This window comes from Pleomorphomonas sp. T1.2MG-36 (assembly GCF_950100655.1).
Taxonomy (GTDB): domain Bacteria; phylum Pseudomonadota; class Alphaproteobacteria; order Rhizobiales; family Pleomorphomonadaceae; genus Pleomorphomonas.
In genome coordinates, this window is the sequence record NZ_CATNLY010000038.1 from 1 (window position 1) to 255 (window position 255).

1 pseudogene is annotated in these 255 nt (G+C 60.8%); it reads right to left on the reverse strand.

The window, feature by feature from the left end:
* Window positions 1–255, reverse strand: a pseudogene (locus QQZ18_RS17575) (IS630 family transposase); the annotation flags it as partial.

The following is a 255-nucleotide window of genomic DNA, read 5'->3' on the forward strand; positions in this document are numbered from 1 at the left end:
TCTGGCAGAGGCCGCTTTCCAGATTGATGGCGCCATGCAGGTTCAGTCGCTGGCGACCGGCCGTCCGCAAGATGGCAACCGGATCGCCTTTCTTGATCCAGCCATGAGCCGGACGACTCTGGTATTCCGGATGAACCGCATCAAGGAAAACCACCTGGTCATTGGCCCCCAATCGGCTGAGGAGGCGGGAATACTCGGCCACGAACGCTTGTTGCGCTTGCACTGTCGGCAAGCGTGGCAGCGCCTTCGGCTTCT